This window comes from Streptococcus oralis subsp. oralis (genome assembly GCF_002096455.1).
Classification (GTDB): Bacteria; Bacillota; Bacilli; order Lactobacillales; family Streptococcaceae; genus Streptococcus; species Streptococcus oralis_CY.
Map to the genome: position 1 here is coordinate 985,084 of NZ_NCUL01000008.1, position 15,002 is coordinate 1,000,085.

The 15,002-nt window shown below is 42.1% G+C and carries 19 protein-coding genes; all 19 read right to left on the bottom strand.

The genetic code is table 11. The features are described 5' to 3' along the window. Positions 1 to 17 precede the first annotated feature (17 nt). Entirely contained in the window at positions 18 to 833 is an 816-nt protein-coding gene (locus B7720_RS09355) for an ABC transporter substrate-binding protein (protein ID WP_084857718.1), read from the bottom strand. A 157-nt stretch (positions 834 to 990) separates the two neighbouring features. Next, positions 991 to 1,644 carry a phosphate signaling complex protein PhoU gene (gene phoU / locus B7720_RS09360; RefSeq protein ID WP_000946468.1) on the bottom strand — a complete coding sequence of 218 codons (654 nt, stop codon included), beginning with the start codon at positions 1,642 to 1,644 and terminating at the stop codon, positions 991 to 993. 11 nt (positions 1,645 to 1,655) lie between these two features. Continuing rightward, a complete protein-coding gene (pstB, locus tag B7720_RS09365; protein ID WP_001287328.1) occupies positions 1,656 to 2,414 on the bottom strand; it encodes a phosphate ABC transporter ATP-binding protein PstB in 759 nt (252 codons plus the stop codon). Positions 2,415 to 2,426: 12 nt separating this feature from the next. After that, positions 2,427 to 3,230: a phosphate ABC transporter ATP-binding protein PstB gene (gene pstB, locus B7720_RS09370; protein WP_000049851.1), complete on the bottom strand. Its 804-nt coding sequence runs from the start codon at positions 3,228 to 3,230 to the stop codon at positions 2,427 to 2,429. Between the two features lie 10 nt (positions 3,231 to 3,240). Beyond that, positions 3,241 to 4,125, bottom strand: a complete 885-nt coding sequence (pstA, locus tag B7720_RS09375) for a phosphate ABC transporter permease PstA (protein WP_000543051.1) — start codon at positions 4,123 to 4,125, stop codon at positions 3,241 to 3,243. After that, positions 4,115 to 5,032 (bottom strand): phosphate ABC transporter permease subunit PstC, encoded by a 918-nt coding sequence (pstC, locus tag B7720_RS09380; protein ID WP_001070948.1) that lies wholly within the window; start codon positions 5,030 to 5,032, stop codon positions 4,115 to 4,117. The genes pstA and pstC overlap by 11 nt, the downstream gene beginning before the upstream one ends. Next, positions 5,032 to 5,910: a phosphate ABC transporter substrate-binding protein PstS gene (locus B7720_RS09385; protein ID WP_000746360.1), complete on the bottom strand. Its 879-nt coding sequence runs from the start codon at positions 5,908 to 5,910 to the stop codon at positions 5,032 to 5,034. The genes pstC and B7720_RS09385 overlap by 1 nt, the downstream gene beginning before the upstream one ends. A gap of 210 nt (positions 5,911 to 6,120) precedes the next feature. Next, a complete protein-coding gene (locus B7720_RS09390; protein WP_084857720.1) occupies positions 6,121 to 7,425 on the bottom strand; it encodes an RsmF rRNA methyltransferase first C-terminal domain-containing protein in 1,305 nt (434 codons plus the stop codon). After that, positions 7,426 to 8,199, bottom strand: coding sequence for an inositol monophosphatase family protein (locus B7720_RS09395; protein ID WP_000850026.1), 774 nt, complete (start codon positions 8,197 to 8,199; stop codon positions 7,426 to 7,428). Continuing rightward, complete coding sequence (locus B7720_RS09400) at positions 8,189 to 8,467, bottom strand: UPF0223 family protein (RefSeq protein ID WP_001041966.1); 279 nt, start codon at positions 8,465 to 8,467, stop codon at positions 8,189 to 8,191. The genes B7720_RS09395 and B7720_RS09400 overlap by 11 nt, the downstream gene beginning before the upstream one ends. Continuing rightward, on the bottom strand, positions 8,468 to 8,869 hold the full coding sequence (locus B7720_RS09405; RefSeq protein ID WP_000631261.1) for a Spx/MgsR family RNA polymerase-binding regulatory protein: 402 nt from the start codon (positions 8,867 to 8,869) through the stop codon (positions 8,468 to 8,470). It lies immediately after the preceding gene. Between the two features lie 220 nt (positions 8,870 to 9,089). After that, complete coding sequence (locus B7720_RS09415; RefSeq protein ID WP_042902104.1) at positions 9,090 to 9,707, bottom strand: TIGR01906 family membrane protein; 618 nt, start codon at positions 9,705 to 9,707, stop codon at positions 9,090 to 9,092. Next, positions 9,697 to 10,470 carry a TIGR01457 family HAD-type hydrolase gene (locus tag B7720_RS09420; RefSeq protein ID WP_000323533.1) on the bottom strand — a complete coding sequence of 258 codons (774 nt, stop codon included), beginning with the start codon at positions 10,468 to 10,470 and terminating at the stop codon, positions 9,697 to 9,699. Before B7720_RS09420 ends, B7720_RS09415 begins: the two co-directional genes overlap by 11 nt. A 10-nt stretch (positions 10,471 to 10,480) precedes the next feature. Further along, a complete protein-coding gene (locus B7720_RS09425) occupies positions 10,481 to 11,218 on the bottom strand; it encodes an acyl-[acyl-carrier-protein] thioesterase (RefSeq protein ID WP_084857722.1) in 738 nt (245 codons plus the stop codon). A gap of 4 nt (positions 11,219 to 11,222) precedes the next feature. Beyond that, on the bottom strand, positions 11,223 to 12,353 hold the full coding sequence (hemW, locus tag B7720_RS09430; RefSeq protein WP_084857724.1) for a radical SAM family heme chaperone HemW: 1,131 nt from the start codon (positions 12,351 to 12,353) through the stop codon (positions 11,223 to 11,225). 83 nt (positions 12,354 to 12,436) lie between these two features. Further along, on the bottom strand, positions 12,437 to 12,835 hold the full coding sequence (locus B7720_RS09435) for a YtxH domain-containing protein (RefSeq protein WP_084857727.1): 399 nt from the start codon (positions 12,833 to 12,835) through the stop codon (positions 12,437 to 12,439). A 15-nt stretch (positions 12,836 to 12,850) separates the two neighbouring features. Beyond that, positions 12,851 to 13,234 (bottom strand): DUF948 domain-containing protein, encoded by a 384-nt coding sequence (locus B7720_RS09440; RefSeq protein ID WP_084857729.1) that lies wholly within the window; start codon positions 13,232 to 13,234, stop codon positions 12,851 to 12,853. Continuing rightward, complete coding sequence (gene lgt, locus B7720_RS09445; protein WP_000609707.1) at positions 13,235 to 14,023, bottom strand: prolipoprotein diacylglyceryl transferase; 789 nt, start codon at positions 14,021 to 14,023, stop codon at positions 13,235 to 13,237. After that, on the bottom strand, positions 14,016 to 14,951 hold the full coding sequence (hprK, locus tag B7720_RS09450; RefSeq protein WP_000115190.1) for an HPr(Ser) kinase/phosphatase: 936 nt from the start codon (positions 14,949 to 14,951) through the stop codon (positions 14,016 to 14,018). The genes lgt and hprK overlap by 8 nt, the downstream gene beginning before the upstream one ends. Between the last annotated feature and the right edge of the window lie 51 nt (positions 14,952 to 15,002).

Genomic DNA, 15,002 nt, shown 5'->3' on the forward strand with positions numbered 1-15,002 from the left:
TCCAACTCTGCTTTTTCTTATTGTTCAACTTCTGTTAGTTTCGCAGCCTTTTCAAGATAAGTTTGATAGGTTCCGTCATCTTTCAGTTTTTGGATAACCTTATCGACTACTGCTTTCAAGTCTGATTGATCCTTCTTGATAGCAACAGCATTGGCTTCGCCATCTTTCATCGTCAAGTTAACAGATGCAACAACAAGGTCTGAGTTTTTACCTGCGTAGCTAAGAGCAACTGGTTCATCCATATGAACAGCATCCACTTTTCCAGCCTGCAATTCATTGACTGCTTCCCCCATATTGGTCAAGGATGTCAACTGGGCATTTGGCAATTGTTCCTTGACCATGGTTTCTGGCACAGTTCCCTTTTGAGCTGCGATATTGGCACTTGCGAGGCTTGAAATATCCTTGTATTTGTCTAAATCGGCTTTTCTAACCAAGAAGCTCATTTTGTTTTCATAGTAAGGGATTGAAAAGTCAAAGACTTCCTTTCTCTCATCTGTAGCACTAATTCCTGCTATGGCCAAGTCAGCCTTTCCAGTTTGAAGACTGGTCAAGACATTGTCAAAACTCATGCTAGAGATTTCAAGTTTAACCCCAAGCTCGTCTGCAATTGCTTGAGCCATATCAATATCTGCACCAACCACTTGGTTTTTACCATCTACCAAGGCTTGGAATTCAAACGGCGCATAGTCTGGGCTAGTCGCCACAACTAGCTTCCCTTTTTGTTTGATAGCATCCACAGCAGACTGGGAACTATCCGTTCCTGACTGGCAAGCTACTAAAATCATGCTGGCAAGCATACTACACACAACTAATATCCATTTCTTAAACTTCATAAATAAACGACCTTTCTGTTAATTCTGAATAATTATAACTCTTTTAAAAATAGTTGTCAACCCTTTTAGAGATTTTGATTGTAAAACAATTCTTTTCATAAAAAAGAAGACTGATTTATTCTAACCAGCCTTTTCTTCTGTATATTTAAACCGTTTCTTATAGTTCGACAATCTTACCTGTTTCAAAGTAAACAACCCATTCACAGATATTTTTTGCGTAGTCTCCAATACGTTCCAAGAAAGAAATGACTTGGAAGTAATCACGGCCTGTAACGATAGCTTCAGGATTTTTCTTAATTTCTTCTGTAGCCAAATCACGGATGCTATCAAAGTAATGGTTGATTTTTTCATCCATAGCCGCTACTTCGTAGGCTTGATCCACAGAACCGTTGAGATAGAGATCTAGAGCCGCTTCAACGAAGTTTTTCACGTCGCGTCCCATCTTTTTGATTTCTTCTTCAACAGAAGGGATACGTTGCTCCCCCTTCATACGAATGGTCGCCTCAGCGATAGACACTGCATGATCTCCCATGCGTTCCACGTCTGACACTGCCTTGAGAACGGTCAAGACGGTACGAAGGTCTTGCGAAACAGGTTGTTGGAGGGCGATCATTTCAAATGATTTCTTTTCCAACTTCACTTCATATTCATTTACTTCTGCGTCGTCTTCGATGACTTCTTTTGCCAAATCACGGTCATGCGTAACAAAGGCACGCACTGTACGATTGATCTGCGAAAGCACTTCTTGTCCCATTGCGTAGAACTGGTTGTGCAATTTCTCTAAATCTTCTTCAAATTGAGATCGTAACATCATTCAACTCCTTATCCAAATTTTCCTGTAATATAATCTTCTGTTTCCTTGTTTTGTGGCTCTAGGAACATCTTCTTCGTATCGTTAAACTCGATCAAATCCCCATCTAGGAAAAATCCTGTTTTATCAGAGATACGTGAGGCTTGTTGCATCGAACGCGTTACCAAGAGCATGGTGTATTTATCTTTCAGACCATACAAGGTTTCCTCAATCTTACCTGCAGAAATAGGATCCAAAGCTGAAGTTGGTTCATCTAAGAGGATGATTTTCGGACTGGTTGCTAAGACACGAGCAACACAAACACGTTGTTGTTGTCCACCAGAGAGACCAATGGCCGAATCATGCAAACGATCCTTTACTTCATCCCAGATAGAAGCACGTTGCAAGGCCTTTTCTACTGCTTCATCCAAAACATGTTTATCCTTAACCCCATTGATACGCAGCCCATAGACAACATTTTCGTAGATAGACATAGGGAAGGGATTGGGCTGTTGAAAGACCATACCAATTTCCTTACGCAATTCAACCGTATCGGTGCGGGGACTGTAGATATTGTGACCATTATAGACTACTGATCCAGTTGTTGTCACCTCAGGATTTAGATCGCCCATGCGGTTGATGGCTTTGAGCAGGGTGGACTTTCCTGATCCAGAAGGACCAATCAAGGCTGTTATTTCCTTAGGTTGGAAAGAAAGGGAAACACTATTCAAGGCCTTCTTTTTATTGTAATAAACGGACAGGTCTGACACCTGTAAAATCGCTTCTGACATACCGTTTCCTTTCTAACCAAAGTGTCCCGTTACATAGTCATTGGTTGACTGTAACTTAGCATTTTGGAAAATATTGGATGTCTTATCGTACTCAATCAAATCACCCAAGTAGAAAAATCCTGTGTAGTCACTTGCACGCGCAGCCTGCTGCATACTGTGGGTAACGATGATGATGGTAAAGTCCTTCTTCAATTCCAACATGGTTTCTTCCAGCTGGGCTGTCGCAATCGGATCCAAGGCTGACGCCGGTTCATCCATCAAGAGGATATCTGGCTTGACAGAGATAGCGCGAGCGATGCAGAGACGTTGTTGCTGACCACCAGAAAGCATCAAGGCTGATTTGTGGAGGTCATCTTTGACCTGATCCCATAGGGCAGCCTGTCTTAGAGAGGTTTCTACAATTTCATCAAGTACTTTCTTGTCCTTAACTCCTGCACGTTCATGAGCAAAAGTGATGTTGCGGTAAATAGACTTGGCAAATGGATTTGGACGTTGGAAGACCATTCCGATATGCTTGCGCATCTCATAGACATTGATTTCTGGACGGTTGACGTCAATCCCTCGGTAGAGGATTTGACCTGTGACCTTGGCAATATCAATAGTATCATTCATCCGATTGAGACTGCGAAGATAAGTAGATTTCCCTGATCCAGAAGGACCAATCAAGGCTGTAATTTTATTTTTTTCAAATTGCATATCGATGCCCTTGATGGATTCATTTTTACCATAGTAAACATGTAAATCCTTGGTAGAGAGGGCCACTTTTTCTTCAGGGAAAGTGATGATATGCTTTTCATCCCAGTTATATTTTGACATGGCTTCTCCTTTAGGCAGCGGTTAATTTCTTGTGTAAATAGCTTCCGAGTTTGCGAGCTCCAAAGTTAAAAATCAAGATAAAGATGAGGAGCACAGCAGCAGAACCAGCAGATACAATGGTAGCATCAGGAATCGTTCCTTCACTGTTGACCTTCCAGATGTGGACAGCCAGGGTTTCTGCTTGTCGGAAGATTGAGATAGGGCTGGTAACACTGAGGACATTCCAGTTAGACCAGTCAAGGGCTGGAGCGGATTGTCCTGCCGTATAGATAAGAGCGGCGGCCTCACCAAAGATACGGCCAGATGCCAAGACAACACCCGTTACGATACCTGGAAGGGCTTCTGGAATGACGACATGGACCACAGTCTCCCAACGAGAAATTCCAAGGGCAAGACCAGCCTCACGTTGTGTATGGTGAACGTGTTTTAAACTGTCTTCAACATTTCGAGTCATCTGAGGGAGGTTAAAGACCGTCAAGGCCAAGGCACCTGAAATGATTGAAAATCCATACTCAAACTGGACTACAAAGATCAAGTAACCAAAGAGACCCACAACGACTGATGGTAGAGAAGACAAAATCTCAATACAGGTACGAATAAAATTGGTCACAGGTCCTTTTTTGGCATACTCAGCGAGGAAAACGCCAGCTCCCATAGACAGGGGAACAGAAATAATCAAGGTAATGACCAAAAGGAAGAAGGAATTGTAGAGCTGAATCCCAATACCTCCACCTGCTTGATAAGAGGAAGATTTCCCAGTCAAGAAAGACCAAGAGATATGCGGTAACCCTCTCACCAAGATATAGAGAATCAAAGATGCCAAAATGGCCACGATGATACCCGCGATGGTATAGAGGACAGCTGTTGCAAGTTTATCTAATTTCTTAGCGTGCATAGTTTTTCTTTCCTCTTTCTTTCGTAATCAATTTAATCACACTGTTAAAGGCCAAACTCATCAAGAGCAAGACTAAGGCCAGTGACCAGAGAACGTTATTATCAACCGTTCCCATGACGGTATTTCCGATACCCATAGTCAATACAGATGTCAAGGTCGCAGCTGGTGTTGTTAACGAGGTTGGGATAACTGCTGAGTTTCCGACAACCATCTGAATAGCAAGGGCTTCACCGAAGGCACGCGCCATCCCAAAGACCACTGCAGTGAAAATACCTGAACGTGCTGCTTTCAAGGTCACACGCCAGATGGTTTGCCAACGAGTGGCTCCCATAGCTAAACTAGCTTCACGGTAATGACGAGGAACAGCACGCAAGCTGTCTGTTGTCATAAAGGTTACAGTTGGTAGGATCATGACAAAGAGAACGAAAATCCCTGACAAGATCCCAAAACCAGTTCCACCAAAGACGCCACGGACAAAAGGCACCACAACTTGCAAACCGATAAATCCATAGACTACTGAAGGAATACCGACGAGGAGTTCAATGGCTGGTTGCAAAATTTTTGCACCCTTTGGTGAGACTTCTGTCATAAAGACTGCAGCACCAATAGCGAAGGGAGTTGCGATGAGGGCTGATAAAATCGTCACAATAAAGGAGCCCAAAATCATCGGAAGGGCACCAAATTGTTTCCCTGAAGGATTCCAAGTTTGTCCAAAAAGGAAATCAAAGATGTTGACCCCATTGACAAAGAAGGTCGATAAGCCTTTTTGGGCTACAAAAATCAAAATCATGGCCACAATGATAACAATCAAAGAAAGGCAAGTGAAGGTCAAACCTTTACCAAACTTCTCAAGGCGAGAGTTCTTTGAAGGAGAGAGTAATTTTTTTGATAATTCTTCTTGATTCATTATTGACCTCCTTCTACTGCTGTAACGGTACCTGAAGCATCCTTTTGGACTTTCATTTCATTGATAGAGATATAGCCCATGCCCTTAACAATTCCATTTTGGGCTTCATCTGAGAGGACGAAATTCAGGAATTCAGCAGCTAACTCATTTGGCTGACCAAGTGTGTACATATGTTCATAAGACCACAAAGGCCAGTTGTTGGTCGTTACATTCTCAGATGTAGGTTCATACCCATTCAGTTTCATGCTTTTCACGGAGTCATCTACATAGGCAAAAGCCAGGTAAGAAATGGCTCCAGGGGTTTGGGATACAATGGACTTGACCATCCCGTTAGAATCCTGTTCTTGACTCTGCATTGCCGCTTGGCCATTCATAACCACCGTATCAAACGTCGCTCGTGAACCAGAACTTGCTGCTCGGTTGATGATTGAAATGGCCAGGTCTTTGCCCCCAACTTCTTTCCAGTTGGTCACTTCACCTGTAAAGATTTTGCGAAGTTGCTCGGTTGTGAGATTTTCAACATCCACTTCCTTGTTTACAATCACTGCAAGACCAGCCACTGCAACCTTGTGGTCTACCAGAGCTGAAGCATCGATTCCTTCTTTTTCCTCTGCAAAGACGTCAGAGTTCCCGATGTCAACTGCTCCAGACTGGACTTGAGATAGGCCTGTACCCGATCCTCCACCTTGAACATTGACTGTTTTTCCGATGTTTCTAGAACCAAATTCATCTGCTGCCGCTTCGACAAGAGGCTGAAGAGCAGTTGAACCAACGGCTGTCATGGATTCTCCACGATCAATCCAGCTAGCGCATCCTGCTAGAGAACCTGCCATCAAAAGAGCTGCAAGAGACATGACGAGCTTTTTTCTTTTTTTCACTGTTATTCTCCTTGAACATAATGATAAATGTTCTGATTTCTTCCGTTTGTCCTGATCATCTAATTATCATCAATGATTGTCCCGCTTTATTTTATCTAGTCATTCTTAGGAGCGGACAATTCCATCGTATAATATAAGTAATAATGAAAGACTATCAGAAAAAACTCATACTTCCACTATAACATAGAATAGGCTCTTTGACTAGCTTTTTCACCTGAATCTGAGTCCTTTTGGATAATAATTTTTCAAAACATTTCCCGTTACCTTGGCAAAGCCTAATCCGTTTCCTTGAACCAGAACTTGGTACCAACCATTTGGTCGAGCTTCAGACAATTGAACAGTCTCACCAGCCACATATTTTACAAAGTCCTTATCATTGATTTCGACACTTTGTTTTACTTGGCTTGGTTTCAAGGCTAATCCGAGAGCAAAGCTTGGTTCGAAGCGTTTCTTCTTAAAAGTACCCAGATGGAGCCCATTTCGGGCAATTTTGAGTTTCCCTAGATTAGGTAGCATCTCTGGCAAGAGATAGAGCTGGTCTCCAAAAGTTTGCAAGATACCAGTTAGATTGACTCGCAAGTATTTTTGAACAAAATCATGCCACAAGTTCTGCTGTTCCCGACTGAGATTGCTTTTGCTAGCTTTGAATTTAGGTGCGGGATTTTGTCCCTTAAACTGCAGGTGGGCAACAAACTGGCCTTCTCCCTTGAAATGATGAGGATACATCCGCGCCGTTTCAGGAAGGTTAATTCCTGCTACCATACCGTTCACATGCTCGACTGGAAGCAGTTCAAAATCATAAGTATCCAGTAACCAGTGGACGATTTCTTCATTTTCTTCAGGTGCCCAAGTACAGGTCGAATAGACCAAACGGCCACCTTCTGCAAGCATGGTCACTGCATCTTCTAAAATTTCTCTTTGAAGACTAGCACATTGGCTAGGATAATCGGTACTCCAATAATCCATGGCATCGGGCTGCTTACGAAACATCCCTTCACCCGAGCAAGGTGCATCAAGGACAATCACATCAAAGTAACCTTTAAAAACCTTGGCCAATCGGTCAGCAGATTCATTAGTCACAACAACGTTTGTCGCTCCAAATCGCTCCATATTTTCCACTAAAATCTTAGCACGCTTGCTTGAAATTTCGTTGGAGACAAGGACTCCCTGATTAGCCAGATAAGCTGCTAGTTGAGTGGATTTTCCACCTGGAGCCGCCGCCAAGTCCAAGACCTTCATACCAGGACTTGGTTGAGCTACCTGAGCCACCATTTGGGCTGCAGGCTCTTGAGAATAAACGAGACCTGTCGCGTGCTCTGGTGACTTCCCTGAGACCTTGCCATAATACCCCCAAGGTGTATGGGGAATAGCATCAGCAAACGATAACTGACTTTCTTTTAAGGGATTGACCCGAAAAGCCGAAACCGCTTCTTGTTTAAAAGAGGCAAGAAAGTCTCTTGCCTCATCTTCTAGTATCGCTTCATATTTTTCAACAAATCCTTCTGGAAATTGCATTTAGTTTTCTTTCCTTTCGTAGATATAAGACTGAATCTCTTCTTGCATCTCGATTGGCACCATCATGACAGGCTGACGCGTTTTAAAATCAGCGGGCTCACCTGATACCGTAAGAAGACGATAACCCAGACTTTCCCCTAAGATACTGGCCGAAGCGTAATCCCATGGCTGCAGATAGGTAATATAAGTCAGAAGACGACCTGATAAAACCTTGGCAAAACTAATGGCCGCACTGCCGTAGACACGGACACCCAACGCTGCTCGACCCAAATCACCCAATCCCCACTCATTGCTTTCAAACATACCTGAGTTGCCGGCAACTAAAAATTCTTGAAGAGGTTTCTTTTTAAAAGGCGGTAAGGGCTCATTATTGCGGCAAGGAGGAAAGGCACCACCACCATGGTAACAATCACCTTTCATGACATCATAGATGATGCCAAATTTGCCAACCCCATTTTCAAAATAAGCTAACATCACGGCAAAATCTTCCTGCTGGGCGACAAAGTTATTGGTACCGTCAATGGGATCAATCACCCAAACGGAACCTTGACCGACTGCAGCACGTAAACAACCCTCTTCCGCGCAAATCAAGTCCTCAGGATAGGAGTACTTGATCCGTTCAACCAAGAGTTCCTGGACCTCCTTGTCCAAACGCGTCACCAAGTCAGTAGGGGAAGACTTGCGCTCAACCTGCAAATCTTCTTTCATGTGAGCCAAAATATAGGCAGCAGCTTCCTTCACAATCTGTTTGGCAAATTCAAATTTAGTTTTCAAGAGAAATCTTCCCTTCTCTTTTTTCCTTGGCAGCCTGAACTGCTCGGTAAAGCGAATAACCACTAACTGTTTCAAATTCTCGTCCCAAACGTTTCTCTTCACTCTTGCTTGGCACGACCAATTTGAATTCCTTGTAAGACTCTAGCAGTTTTTTTGCTTCTACCTTATCTTCATAAGCAGCTTCAACATCATTAAAAAAAGAAAGCACTGAAGCAAGTTCTTCAGTGCTCCACGACAAATCTAGTGGGTAACTATACTGTTTGTTCATCTATCCTATACCAGCTCTCAATGTTGCTTCTTTTAGTTCTTGTTTACGGTAACTACGAGGGAGAAAAGCACGAATTTCATCTTCATTAAAACCGATCTGCATGCGTTTGGTATCTATAATAATTGGGCGGCGCAAAAGACTAGGATATTGCTCAATCAACTGAAGCAACTCCGATACCGAGATACTCTCTACATCAATATCCAATTTTTGAAAAATTTTTGAACGAGTTGAAATGATGTCATCAGTACCATTTTCGGTCAAGGAAAGAATATGTTGTAATTCTTTTCTTGTTAAAGGACTAGTCATAATATTATGCTCTTGAAAGGGCACTTTATGCGTCTCTAACCAAGCCTTTGCCTTACGACATGATGTACAACTCGGTGATAAAAATAGTGTAATCATGCTTTTCTCTTCTTTTATCTATACTTGCTATTTCTATTATACAAAAAAATAAAGCGCTTGACTAGGTATTTTTAGAAAAAAAGCCTATTTTTTCATAGAAAATAGACTGTTTTCTGCAAAAATCTCCTGCTTTGCAAGTTTATCTTTAGGATAACCTAACAATAAATAGGGAGTAGAGCAACTTCTCTCGTTTTTTATTAAAAATACAGAACTTTTTCCACTATTTCTTTGAAGCTTTAACAAAAAGGAAACTGAATATTCCTTCATACAAAACAAAGAAAAGTACAAAGGCATGGAGGAAGAAAATCTCTGGTAAAATCCAAATAACGGGATCCCTTGCTGGATCAAAAAGCCAAGTATCATCTCCCCAAAAGAGAATCTGATGGAAAAGCGTAAAAAATTGCTCAAATCCAATCAACACTCCTACAAGCCCAATGATTAGGGGCAATAGTACAAGAATCAAGATGCTTTTACGATATAGTGGTAAAAAGCCTTTTTTTACAATCTTTCTAACAAAGAAATAGAAACTTGGAAGTGTCACTAGGGCAACTAGCTGAACCAAGTGGAAGAGATTCTTCACCACCGCAAAGTGATGTAGACCTGCCGCTGATGAACGAAAATCTGGCATCTCTAAGACCTGACTAAAGGGATTAGTCAGGTAATTCATCAAGATATGAAAATTGTACTGAATGGTTTCTGGCTTTAGATAGACTCGATTCGCTAAGTTCAGCCACTGAATCTCCATGGGATAGAAAACCCATGCCAGATAAATGGTTAAGAGAATAGACAGGGAGAGGAGAAAGAGCATACTTCCCCAAAAGGTCAGTTTAGTTTTCATCAAAATTCCACTCCGCAAGGCTAGAAACTACATGAGTTGGTGCGATTGGCAGATCTGCTACTTCTTCTGCCTTGGTAAAACCTGTCGTCACCAAGAGAGTTGGAATGCCATTGTCAATTCCTGCTCGGATATCTGTCAGGTAGTTATCCCCAACCATGAGCAACTCTTCTCTTTTCAAGCCTAAGTGCTCAACTGCCTTATCCATAATGATAGCATTTGGTTTTCCGATATAAACTGGTTTGACCCGTGTAGCGACTTCAAGAAGTGTAATTAGTGAACCAGCACCAGGCAAGAGACCACGTTCCGTCGGGATATTGAGGTCAGGATTGGTTCCGATAAAGTGAGCCCCCTTTTGAATGGCTAGAGTCGCCGTCGCAAATTTTTCATAGTCGACTTGCCAGTCCAGTCCAACTACCACATAGGCAGGATTTTCCTTGTCTTCCGCATAACCTGCCGCCTGGATAGCATCCTTGAGCCCTGCTTCACCAATGACATAGACTGTCTTTTCCAGTCCCAAGTCGTTCATATAGTCGATGGTTGCCAAAGTCGCTGTGTAGACAGTTGATAGAGGTGTATTAATGTTAAAATTCTGAGCCAACATCTCTTGAACACTCTCAGGAGTACGAGTTGTATTATTGGTCACAAAGAGGTAGGGAATTTCTCTTTTTTGTAACTCATGGACAAAAGCCTCACCCGCGGGAATTCGGTCTTTCCCCTTGTAAATGGTTCCGTCTAAATCAATTAAATAACCTTTATAAGCCATATCGTCCTTTCTAATTGCCTTCAATTTCTTGCCACGTAATCATAGCTTGAGCATTGATCTCCCCATCACTGATAATCTCATGCTTGCTTTCTAGTCCCTTGAGTTCATAAGCTGAAGCAATCATTCCACCTGGTCGCACTTCTTTGACATATCTGAGATTGATTTTCTTTGGAATATACTTGGTCAAAAAATCTGCTCCCATAACCTCAAAAATCCAATCCAAGTATTTACTGTTATTAACATGACCATTCATATCCAAGTCGTAAAAACGAACATGGTAGTCTTTACTGAACGGGTTTTCTAGATTTGCATACTTTGGCCCACGGATCAGTTTTTTATCAAACTCAGACTGATAAGGAGCAACAATCTCCGGTTCGACAGCATGGACTTTACGACTGTCTCTGTCCATAAGAACAAAGGTTGCTACCATGCGAATGATTTCTTGACCTGCTTCATCATAGATAGTGAAACGGCGGTAGCAAAAAAGACGATTGTAAGTTAAGGCTTCTGTTTCAATCGTAATCTCCTCAGCAAAGCGAGGCAAACGTACCACGTCAATCGCATAGTCTGTAATAATCCAGACCAGATTGTAGCGTTCTAACATATCCTTGTCGCTAACTCCCAGCTCAATTGACTGCATACCTGATACTTGCAAGGACAGCAAAATCACATCTGGAAGTTTGATATGACCGTTCATGTCCGCCATATCAAAAGGAATTTTCATTTTCATTTGATAAGTTAAGTCCATTGTTCTACTCCAAAATAAATCGTTCTGCTACAGTGTCTCCCAAGAAGAGACCCCTCTTTGTCATTCGGACACGATCACCGTAGATCTGCATAAGGCCTTGGTGAACCAAGTCTCTGATGATCTCGCCATAAAGTCCATCAAAGGAACGTCCGAATTTTTCCTCAAATCTAGCCATGGAAACCCCAGATTTCTTGCGAAGTCCCAAAAACATTTCTTCTTCCATCTGCTCCTTTTGGCTCAGGCGTTCTTCAGTTATCCGAGCATCTCCTGCCTCTACCGCACTGAGATAATGTCGAATAGGACCGTGGTTTTTATAACGAACTCCGTCCACATAACCTGAAGCACCCGCACCGATACCATAGTACTCAGCATTATCCCAGTACATGAGATTGTGGCGACTTTCAAAGCCTGGCTTGGAGAAATTGGAAATCTCATAATGCTCAAAGCCGGCTCGCTCAAGTTCTGCAATGATGTACTCAAACATCTCTGCTTCTAACTCTTCCTTGGGCAAGGGCAATTTCCCTCGACGCATACGGTTCATAAAGACCGTATGATTCTCCAAAATCAAGCTATAAAGGCTCATATGAGGAATATCAAGCGAAATGGCCTTAGCCACATTTTCCTTGACCTGATCCATGGTCTGACCAGGAAGAGCGTAAATTAGGTCGATGGAGATATTGTCAAAACCAGCCAGTTTGAGGCGGTCGATATTCTCATAAATATCCTTTTCCAAATGACTGCGCCCAATCTTTTTCAGCATTTTGTCATCAAAGGTCTGGACACCTAGGGAAACACGATTGACAGCCGAGTTTTTCAAAACCGCAATCTTATCCGCGTTCAGATCTCCTGGGTTAGCCTCAATGGTCAACTCTTCTAAGACAGACAAGTCCAAGTTTTTAGTCAAGCCATCCAAGAGCACTTCTAGTTGCGGAGCTGACAAAGCAGTTGGTGTCCCACCTCCAATATAGAGGGTTCGCAATTTTTGGATATCATAAGAACGAAACTCTTCTAGCAGATGCTCCAAATAACTATCTACTGGTTGATTCTTGATAAAAACTTTTGAAAAGTCACAATAATAACAAATCTGTGTGCAAAAGGGAATATGCACATAGGCTGACGTTGGTTTTTTCTGCATAGTATTTATTATACCACAAAGACTGGTTTCCAGATAAAAATCACCATCCCCAGAACCTTAGATGAACCAGAGATGGTGATGTTTTATTCTTCTGTAATATCAATAATAATCTCTTCTTCGTCTTCTACGATATCTGGAGTTGCTGACTGTTCTTGCCATTGCTCCTTGAGATTGTTAAAGGTTTCCTTCGATGCTTCCGTCGCTTGTCGAGCACAGTTTTTAGCTTGGTCAAGGACACTATCAAAAGTGATTTCACCAGATTCTACTTGCTCCTTTGTTTTCAATACAAAGTCAGTTGCCTGTTCCTTCACTTCAGTTAGTTTCTCACAAACCTGCTCTCTAGCATATTCTGGATCTTCTCTTAAATCATCTAGAAAATCCTGAGCTTGACTACAAACTTGCTTGCCCTTGTCACTGGTTAAGAACAAGGCAAGAGCTGCACCTGAAACCGTTCCTAAAAGGATAGAGGATAGTTTTCCCATAAGATTTCTCCTTTTTTATTTTTTGAAAATTTTACTTGCGAAACGAAGAGCTGACAAGCCTGCACCTGTTTTAATGGTCTTTGAACCAGCAGATGAAGCTTTTTTGCCTAAGACACGTGCATGCTGATTGAGGTCAGATACTGACTCTGACAAGTCCGCCACAGCTGTAAAGAGTGGATCAATCGTCGCAACTTTGATATTGATATCATCTGCCAACACATTGACCTTAGCCAACAATTCATTGGTCTGATGCAAGGTAACGTTCACATCTGAACTCAACGTTTTGATGGTTTTCTCTGTCTCATCAATCATACGACCTGCTTTTTGAATCGTGATTGTCAAATAGACTAAACAGACAATCAAAGCAATCGCAACAAGTATATATGCAACTTCTAACATTTATTTTTCCTCCTCTGTATGATAGAAAGGGGCTTTCTTTCGATTTTGATAAAGTATGATAAAAATACCGAGTCCGATAAGGATAACTGATAACCATTGGGAAACTCGCAGACCAAAGAACATGAGACTATCCGTCCGCATTCCTTCGATAATCATACGACCAAAGCCATACCAAATCAAGTAGAAAGCAGTGATATGACCACGTCTGATTCCCTTTAATTTTCGTCTAAAAATCAGAATCAAAGCAAATCCAATCAGATTCCAAACCGACTCATATAAGAAGGTCGGCTGACGGTAGCTACCGTCAATGTACATCTGGTCACGGATAAAGCCTGGCAAATAATCCAAACTATCTACCGCTGCACCATAGGCTTCTTGGTTAAAGAAGTTCCCCCAGCGCCCTAAACTCTGGGCAATCATGACGCTCGGTGCTGCAATATCTAAGAAATCCCAAGTATTGATCAGCTTTCTATCTGCAAAGATATAAAGGACAATAGCGCCCGCTATCAAACCTCCGTAAATGGCCAAACCACCATTCCAGATGGCGATGATTTCACCTGGATTTTGCAGATAATAATCTAAGCGAAAGAGTACGTAGTATAGTCTAGCACCTAAAATAGCTACCGGAAAAGCAATCAGAATAAAATCCAAAATATCATCTGATAAAATTTTCTTTTTAGGAGCTTCTTTCATGGCAAGGTAGACTGCCAGAACCAGACCAGCTACAATACACAAAGCATACCAACGAATAGCAAAGGGGCCAATTTCAAATGCGACTGGATTAATCATGTTTCACCTCATTTTGAGCGATTAGATTTGTCAAGCGTTCTTCAAATAAACGTGTCGCATCAAAGCCCATTTCTTTAGCACGGTAATTCATGGCAGCCGCCTCAATAACAACGGAGATATTGCGTCCTGTTTTTACTGGGATGCGGATACGCGGAATCGTTACACCAGAAACTTCGAGTTCTTCGGCATTGTTTCCTAGACGGTCAAAGGTCTTATGCGTATCATAATTTTCCAAATAAACTGCTAGCTGAACTTGTGAAGAATCTTTTACAGCACTCGCACCATAGAGACTCATGATATCGATAATCCCAACTCCACGAATCTCAAGTAAATGCTTCAAGATTTCAGCAGGTTCACCCCAAAGAGTCATTTCATCCTTAGAATAAATATCTACACGATCGTCTGCTACCAGACGGTGTCCACGTTTCACAAGCTCAAGACCTGTCTCGCTCTTACCGATACCACTATCCCCTTGGATCAAGACACCCATGCCATAGATATCCATCAAGACACCGTGCACACTGGTACGTTTAGCCAAACGGGAATCAAGATAGCTAGAAAGTTCTCCAGATAAACGACTGGTTGCTGTTCGACTGGTTAAAATCGCAATCTTGCATTCTCTAGCAGCCCTCAACATTTCCTCTGGTACTACCAGACCACGAGCAACGATAACCGCAGGTGTTTCAGGTAGAAACATTTTCTTCAAAACTTGATAACGGTTCTGGGCAGGCATGGCAACTAAATAGGACCACTCCTTCATCCCTAACAGTTGAATCCGTTCTGGTGTATAGTAATCAAAGTAGCCCGTCATTTCAAGACCAGGTCTCATAATGTCCGCAGTATTGATTTCTTTTTCAAGTAATTCGCCTTCACCATAGACAATATCTAGTCTGAGTTTTTCAATGACATCTCTTACTAAAACCGACATAATTTCCTCCTTCAATCGAGTTCTCCCTACTATTATATCAGATTGTAGGTG

Coding starts and splice junctions, on each gene's coding strand:
- lgt (WP_000609707.1), bottom strand. CDS start 14,023: ATGATTAATCCAGTCGCATTTGAAATTGGCCCCTTTGCTATTCGTTGG.
- B7720_RS09440 (WP_084857729.1), bottom strand. CDS start 13,234: ATGTTAGAAGTTGCATATATACTTGTTGCGATTGCTTTGATTGTCTGT.
- B7720_RS09435 (WP_084857727.1), bottom strand. CDS start 12,835: ATGGGAAAACTATCCTCTATCCTTTTAGGAACGGTTTCAGGTGCAGCT.
- phoU (WP_000946468.1), bottom strand. CDS start 1,644: ATGTTACGATCTCAATTTGAAGAAGATTTAGAGAAATTGCACAACCAG.
- B7720_RS09415 (WP_042902104.1), bottom strand. CDS start 9,707: ATGAAAACTAAACTGACCTTTTGGGGAAGTATGCTCTTTCTCCTCTCC.
- hemW (WP_084857724.1), bottom strand. CDS start 12,353: ATGCAGAAAAAACCAACGTCAGCCTATGTGCATATTCCCTTTTGCACA.
- pstB (WP_000049851.1), bottom strand. CDS start 3,230: ATGTCAAAATATAACTGGGATGAAAAGCATATCATCACTTTCCCTGAA.
- pstB (WP_001287328.1), bottom strand. CDS start 2,414: ATGTCAGAAGCGATTTTACAGGTGTCAGACCTGTCCGTTTATTACAAT.
- B7720_RS09405 (WP_000631261.1), bottom strand. CDS start 8,869: ATGATTACACTATTTTTATCACCGAGTTGTACATCATGTCGTAAGGCA.
- B7720_RS09355 (WP_084857718.1), bottom strand. CDS start 833: ATGAAGTTTAAGAAATGGATATTAGTTGTGTGTAGTATGCTTGCCAGC.
- hprK (WP_000115190.1), bottom strand. CDS start 14,951: ATGTCGGTTTTAGTAAGAGATGTCATTGAAAAACTCAGACTAGATATT.
- pstA (WP_000543051.1), bottom strand. CDS start 4,125: ATGCACGCTAAGAAATTAGATAAACTTGCAACAGCTGTCCTCTATACC.
- pstC (WP_001070948.1), bottom strand. CDS start 5,032: ATGAATCAAGAAGAATTATCAAAAAAATTACTCTCTCCTTCAAAGAAC.
- B7720_RS09420 (WP_000323533.1), bottom strand. CDS start 10,470: ATGGCTTATAAAGGTTATTTAATTGATTTAGACGGAACCATTTACAAG.
- B7720_RS09390 (WP_084857720.1), bottom strand. CDS start 7,425: ATGCAATTTCCAGAAGGATTTGTTGAAAAATATGAAGCGATACTAGAA.
- B7720_RS09425 (WP_084857722.1), bottom strand. CDS start 11,218: ATGGACTTAACTTATCAAATGAAAATGAAAATTCCTTTTGATATGGCG.
- B7720_RS09400 (WP_001041966.1), bottom strand. CDS start 8,467: ATGAACAAACAGTATAGTTACCCACTAGATTTGTCGTGGAGCACTGAA.